Source organism: Pectobacterium artocarpous (assembly GCF_046159765.1).
Lineage (GTDB): Bacteria > Pseudomonadota > Gammaproteobacteria > Enterobacterales > Enterobacteriaceae > Pectobacterium.
The window spans coordinates 107,815-114,258 of sequence record NZ_JBJXVK010000015.1 but is presented as its reverse complement, the minus strand read 5'-3'; the positions used below and the strand labels follow the sequence as shown (position 1 = coordinate 114,258).

The window sequence follows — 6,444 nt, the reverse complement described above, 5'->3', positions numbered from 1 at the left end:
GAGTGGGTTCAGCAACAACAGGATTTTGGTCGCTGATTTTATGGCTGCTACAGCGTTCATCCCCGGGCTACAGACGGTTACTTTTGAGCCATTGCTGAAGTCCAATCCGCCTACCTTATGTTGATCGCGTTAGTGGCTCGATCACGTGAGTTGTGAGAGCTATCATATGGCGATGCTGGGAAGGCCTGCGCAGACGCGCAGGCAGGGCAGTGTACTTAGATTAGTGCAGAATTTGCGAGAGAAATGACTGTGTGCGTTCTGAGCGAGGGCTGGAGAAGAAGATATCCGGTGGCGCTTGTTCTACGATCTCTCCCTGATCCATAAAGATCACCCGGTCAGCGACCGTTCTCGCGAACCCCATCTCATGCGTTACGCACAGCATTGTCATTCCGTCCTGAGCCAACCCAAGCATAGTGTCTAGTACTTCTTTCACCATTTCAGGATCCAGCGCGGATGTCGGTTCGTCAAATAGCATAATCTTGGGCTTCATACATAGTGAGCGGGCGATGGCCACACGCTGTTGCTGGCCTCCAGACAACTGTCCTGGAAACTTATGGGCATGTGCGGCGATACGCACACGTTCCAGATAGTGCATTGCCAACTCTTCCGCTTCTTTTTTTGGCATGTGGCGCACCCAGCATGGTGCCAGTGTGCAGTTCTGTAATACGGTTAAATGCGGGAAGAGATTGAAATGTTGGAAAACCATGCCGACTTCAGTACGAATTTTTTCTATGTTGCGCAAATCATTATTCAACTCGATCCCATCAACGACAATTCGTCCTTGCTGATGCTCTTCGAGATGGTTAATGCAGCGTATGGTGGTTGATTTCCCCGATCCGGAAGGCCCGCACAGTACGATGCGTTCTCCCTGCCTGACCTGAAGATTGATGTCTTTAAGCACATGAAATTGCCCGTACCACTTATTCACATTCTCTAAGGTAATCATGTGCTCGGTTGATTGAGTTAATGCAGTCTGATTCATGGATGGCCTCAGTGTGACTTGTGTCCGGTGTTAAAACGATTTTCCAGATGTTGGCTATAACGCGACATGCTGAAACAGAAAATCCAATAGACCATAGCGGCAAAAACATAACCTTCTGTCGACATTCCCAGCCAGGTAGGATCGACAGTTGCCTGTTGGATGCTGCTGAAAAGATCGAAAAGGCCAATGATGATAACGAGACTTGTGTCTTTAAAAAGAGAAATAATGGTGTTCACCAGACCTGGAATCACCATTTTCAGCGCTTGAGGAAGGATGACCAGACCTTGCATACGCCAATAGCCTAACCCTAGTGATTCAGCAGCTTCATACTGTCCTTTGGGCAGTGCCTGTAAGCCACCGCGCACGACTTCGGCGACATAAGCTGATTGGAATAAAATCACGCCGACGAGCGCCCTGAGCAGTTTGTCGATAGTGGTGCCTTCCGTTAAAAATAGCGGCAGCATCACGGAGGACATAAAAAGCACGGTGATAAGCGGTACGCCACGCCAGAATTCGATGAAAACGACGGAAAGCATACGGACAATAGGCAGCGAGGAACGGCGTCCTAGTGCAAGTAGGATCCCCAGTGGTAACGCACCGGCGATACCCACGGCGGCGATAATTAACGTTAACGTTAGTCCTCCCCATTGAGATGTTTCTACTCTGCTGAGCCCACCGACACCGCCGTAGAGCAACCACCAGGCGATAAGCGGATAAGCCACAGCCCAAACGGCAATGTAGCGCCCGCGGTGAGGGATACTTTTCAGGAGCATCGGTAGAATGCTGAGTATCCCGATAGTGAGTGCAAAGTTGATACGCCAGATTTCTTCTGCCGGGTACAATCCATACATGAAATGACCAAATCTTTCATGAATGAAGACCCAACAAGCGCCATCACGCGTACAGTCATTACGGGTTGTACCGATCCAATTCGCCTGAAAGATTGCCCAGTTGAGCAACGGTGGGATAGCAACCCACAGTAACCAAAGGCAAAACAGCGTTAACAGGCTATTACTGATACTTGAGAAGAGGTTGCGTCGAGCCCACTGTATCGCTCTGAAAAGAGGGGAATGGCTGCCTTGTGCACAATCGTTCATCGTCATGATATCCCCTTAGCGTTCGACTAACGCGATCTTGCGGTTATACAGGTTCATCAGCAGTGAGATCAGCAGGCTGATAATGAGGTAAACCGACATCGTAATCGCGATGGTTTCGATGGCCTGACCCGTCTGATTCAACACCGTTCCTGCAAATAGAGACACCATATCGGGATAGCCAATTGCCGCTGCCAATGATGAATTTTTCACGATGTTGAGGTACTGGCTAGTCAGTGGCGGAATAATCACGCGCAGTGCCTGTGGAAGGATCACTTTGCGCAGCGTAACGGGATTGGGCAAACCGAGAGAACGTGCAGCTTCGTGTTGACCGTGGGAAACCGATTGGATACCTGAACGAATGATCTCGGCGATGAATGATGAGGTGTAGACCGAAAGCGCGACGGTTAATGCCGCCAGCTCAGGGATGAGCACCATACCGCCACGGAAGTTGAAGCCTTTTAATTCCGGCATGTTCCAGTGAAAAGCGGAGCCGAAAATCAAATGGCTGAGTACGCAGAGCACGAGCAACAAGCCTAACGCCAGCGGCCAGGTTCTGCGCGGCTGGCCGGTTAAGGCGTGATAGCGCTGATTACGCCGAAAGACGATTCCTGTCACAATCGCTACGATCAGCAGAGAAAGAAAAAATGCAGCCGCGCCTGGCCCCAATTCAGGAGAGGGCAGATAAAAGCCCCGATTGCTGAGGAACGCGACATCAAACGCGCTGATTGACTGGCGTGGCCCCGGCAGATTTCGCAGTACCGCAAAGTACCAGAAGAAGATCTGTAATAGTGGCGGAATATTACGAAATATCTCGATGTAAACGTTGGATATTTTTCGCAGTAACCAGTTATCAGACAGTCGGGCAAGGCCAATGGTAAAGCCGAGAATCGATGCAAACACGATACACAGTGCCGAAACCAGCAGTGTATTAAATAGCCCGACAAGAAAAACACGGGCGTAAGTGTCACCTTGTTGATAGTCAATCAGGTGTTGAACGATGCCAAAGCCAGCGCTTTTATTCAGGAAATCGAAGCCAGAGGTAATGCCCCTCTGTGCCAGATTGGTCACGGTGTTGTGTAACAGGTAGGCAGCGACAGCCAATACCGCGATAACAACGACAATTTGATACAGCCAGGCGCGCACCGCTGGATTAGTCAGTGATAAATCACCTTTTACGGTTGGGCGTTGTAGCATGCTGGAACCTCGATACGGGGGTACTGAGGGGCGCAGCCATACACTGCGCCCAGGTTTTCTGATAATTAACGTACCGCTGGCGCGTACTGGATCCCGCCTTTGTTCCACAGTTCGTTCAGGCCGCGTTTAATTTTCAGCTCGCTGCCCATCCCAACATTACGTTCGAAAATTTCGCCGTAGTTACCCACCTGTTTAATGATTTTGAACGCCCAATCGTTAGGTAATTTGAGATCTTTACCGTAGCTGCCTTCATGGCCCAGCAGGTGCGACATATCTGGTGTAGTCGGTTTCGCTGCCAATTGATCGACGTTTTTCGAGGTCACGCCCATCTCTTCGGCATTCAGCATAGCGAACAGCGTCCAGCGCACGATCGAGAACCACTCTTCATCACCTCGGCGTACCACCGGGCCCAGCGGCTCTTTAGAAATCACTTCAGGTAGAACGATAAACTCAGTAGGTTTGCTCAGCTTGATGCGCAGCGCGTACAGCTGCGACTGATCGGATGCCAGCGTATCGCAGCGACCAGATTCCAGCGCTTTGGCGCTTTCATCAGAGCGGTCGAAAGTGACGGGGGTGTACTGCATTTTATGGGTCTTAAAGTAGTCAGCGACGTTCAGCTCAGTGTCGGTCCCAGCCTGAATACAGACGGTTGCGCCATCCAACTCTTTTGCGCTGGTTAAGCCAGCTTTGTCATGCGTTAGGAAGCCAATGCCGTCGTAGTAGGTCACACCGGTAAAGAGCATACCCATGCCGCCGTCACGGGAAGACGTCCAGGTAGTGTTACGTGACAGAACGTCAACTTCGCCGGATTGCAGCGCGGTAAAGCGTTCTTTCGCCGTCAGCGGCGTGTATTTGACTTTATTGGCATCGCCGAATACGGCTGCGGCAAGGCCGCGACACACGTCAACATCAATACCGGAGTATTTGCCGCTTGCATCTGCATAGGAAAAACCAGGCAAGCCATCGCTGATACCGCATTGCACAAATCCTTTCTTCTGAATGGCGTCCAGTGTTGCACCAGCATGGGCTTGATTGATTGCGGCAAAGAGTGACGCGCCAGCAACCAGAGTAGAAATCACTATTCTTTTCATAATCATCCTAGCGTCTAGAGTTATTTGCTGTTTTTGAAGTACACAATAAGGTGCACCCTACCTGTCTGTCGGGATGCCGACGTGAGCAGACCGAAGCAAATAAAATGCCAATTTTATATTGGCTTGATAATTAAGACGAAAGTAAAGGTCTATTGATCTAAGTGGGTAATTCCAAATAGGTATGTGCGCACCGTGGCAAATGCAAATAGGGTAGAGCGCCTTCTTTTGGTGCGTCAAAATAGAGAGTGTGGGCATCTTCAGACTGTACGAATATTTTCAGGTGTGGGGTTAGCTGTTGAGCAAGGAAAAATGAGAAATGTGGTAGCATCATCAGCCCAGCAGATTGCGTGGGCTGATGTAGAAGGCGTTAGTGTGTGATGTGGCGCTGATAATATTTTTCGAGTTTAACCTGTAGCTGGCTCAGAACGGTGCTGAACATCAGGTAGATCAGCGCGGCTTCGACATACAGAATCAGAGGCTCATAAGTAACCGAAACAATGCGCTGAGCGGATAAAAACATTTCCGGCACGGTGATGACGGCGGCCAGCGAGGTATCCTTGATTAAGGAAATAAACGTATTGGAGAGCGGCGGCAGCGACACGAAAACAGATTGCGGGAAGATGACCCAGCGAATCGCTTGCCTGCTGTTCATACCGAGAGAATAGGCGGCATTCCATTGGCCTTTTGGGACTGACAGGATAGCCCCGCGGACGATCTCCGAGCTATAGGCGCCCACGCTGATGGTGAAACCAATGAGCGCAGCAGGGAAGGCATCCAGAGTAACCCCCACGCTGGGCAACCCATAAAAAATCAGGAAAAGTTGCACCAGTAGCGGGGTTCCGCGGATGACCCAAACGTAGAAATCCCCCACCCATTTCAGCGGCTTTGGGCCATAGAGGCGAACCAGCGCGATGATAATGCCGAGAGCTAAGCCAAAGATGAAAGACAGAATAGCCAGAGGGACGGTAAATTTCAGTCCCGCAGACAGTAGGCTCCAGAAGGAGTCTGCCATGAGTTGTAGCCAAGGCGGCATGAAAACGAGCTCCGATAACGATATGCTCTAATTACAGAGCGCGCTGATAACCATCATTTTCATAACAACGCGCTCTGATAATAGGGCAATTATTGAGAAACATCTTCCCCGAAGTATCGCACAGATATGGTTTTATAGGTGCCGTCCGCTTTGATTTCATCCAGAGCTTTATTCAATGCTTCCACCAGTGGGGCCTGATTCTTACGCACCAGAATGGCGGAAGGCTCGCCATCCTTTGAGGTTGCCGCGATCTTCACGTTGGCATTCGGCTTCTGCTTTTTGAAATCCAGGAATGACAGATTATCGTTTAACGTCGCGTCGGCACGGCCGCTAAGAACCAGATCCAGAGACTGGTTAAAACCGTCCGTCGGCACAATGTCCGCACCGTAGCTGGTGGCCTGCTTAGAGTAATTACTGGTCAGGCTTTGTGCTGATTTTTTGCCTTTCAAATCGCTGAAATCTTTAATGGTGGTGTTATCGCCACGGACAATCAGCACCACCTTAGCGTCGATATAAGGCTGGGAGAAATCGTATTTGGCCTGACGCTCTTTGGTTACACCAACCTGATTGATGACCGCATCGTAGCGCTTGGCATCAATACCGGCGATTAAGCCATCCCAACGCCCCTCAATGAACTGGGCTTTTACGCCGAGTTTTTCTGCTATCGCACGGCCAATATCCACGTCGAAGCCAACCAATTGGCCTGATTTATCATGATAAGTGTAAGGCGCGTAGGTGCCTTCTGTGCCGATCTTGATAACCCCTGTTGACTTGATGGCGCTAAGGTCATCGGCATGAGCGAATACGCTGGTAGCAAGCAGGGCGCTGGTCAGTAAAGCAAAACGTATTTTTTTCATTATGAATTCCTGTGAGTGGGGTTCAGTGCGCTTATAACTTTTATTTATAATTAATCTACGCGACAGCACATCTTTTTATAAATCACGTTGTGTGATGATTTATATCAGAAGTGAATATAGTGCGTGTGTTGAGAATATAGTGTGTGTTGAGAATATAGTGCGCCTGACAGGTTTTAACCACGTTGAGTAA

Annotated in this window: 6 protein-coding genes; all 6 read right to left on the bottom strand. The window is 49.8% G+C overall.

Annotation, left to right across the window (positions count from 1 at the left end; all coding sequences use genetic code 11):
• Positions 1-220: 220 nt before the first annotated feature.
• Positions 221-982: an amino acid ABC transporter ATP-binding protein gene (locus ACKQAD_RS11595; RefSeq protein WP_409160297.1), complete on the bottom strand. Its 762-nt coding sequence runs from the start codon at positions 980-982 to the stop codon at positions 221-223.
• 8 nt (positions 983-990) lie between these two features.
• Positions 991-2,085 carry an amino acid ABC transporter permease gene (locus tag ACKQAD_RS11590; RefSeq protein ID WP_409160296.1) on the bottom strand — a complete coding sequence of 365 codons (1,095 nt, stop codon included), beginning with the start codon at positions 2,083-2,085 and terminating at the stop codon, positions 991-993.
• A gap of 9 nt (positions 2,086-2,094) precedes the next feature.
• The gene (locus tag ACKQAD_RS11585; protein WP_409160295.1) at positions 2,095-3,273 is read right to left on the bottom strand and encodes an amino acid ABC transporter permease; all 1,179 of its coding nucleotides are present in this window, start codon (positions 3,271-3,273) and stop codon (positions 2,095-2,097) included.
• Between the two features lie 65 nt (positions 3,274-3,338).
• Positions 3,339-4,364, bottom strand: a complete 1,026-nt coding sequence (locus ACKQAD_RS11580) for an amino acid ABC transporter substrate-binding protein (protein ID WP_409160294.1) — start codon at positions 4,362-4,364, stop codon at positions 3,339-3,341.
• 367 nt (positions 4,365-4,731) lie between these two features.
• Complete coding sequence (locus ACKQAD_RS11575) at positions 4,732-5,397, bottom strand: amino acid ABC transporter permease (RefSeq protein ID WP_409160293.1); 666 nt, start codon at positions 5,395-5,397, stop codon at positions 4,732-4,734.
• A gap of 89 nt (positions 5,398-5,486) precedes the next feature.
• Positions 5,487-6,254, bottom strand: coding sequence for an amino acid ABC transporter substrate-binding protein (locus tag ACKQAD_RS11570; protein ID WP_409160292.1), 768 nt, complete (start codon positions 6,252-6,254; stop codon positions 5,487-5,489).
• Positions 6,255-6,444 lie beyond the last annotated feature (190 nt).